1 pseudogene is annotated in these 330 nt (G+C 56.1%); it reads left to right on the plus strand.

Annotated features, from left to right (window positions below):
* Positions 1-330, plus strand: a pseudogene (locus C487_RS00005) (hypothetical protein); the annotation flags it as partial.

The following is a 330-nucleotide window of genomic DNA, read 5'->3' on the forward strand; positions in this document are numbered from 1 at the left end:
GTGGTGACGACGTGCACGGGTTGGATGCTGAGAATCCGGGAGAGAACGCCTGTTACGTGCATTGTCACGATGCTATTTACATCGACTTGCAGGCAACAGGGCTACGCGACACGTTCGACACGGACCACGAGATCGTGGCTGTGTTGGAGAACACGTTCTACCCGGCGATTGAGAAGCACATCGAAGCGTGTGACTTGGCGAAACCAGAGGCTCATACCCGCGAGAAGGCCATAGAGGTGCGCTTAGACTTGGAGGAACCGGCGGGATACGCGACGGAGTACCTTCGGCTACAGGAGGACACGCCGATGACTGTCTCTTATACACATCTCT

This window comes from Natrinema pallidum DSM 3751, from assembly GCF_000337615.1.
GTDB lineage: Archaea > Halobacteriota > Halobacteria > Halobacteriales > Natrialbaceae > Natrinema > Natrinema pallidum.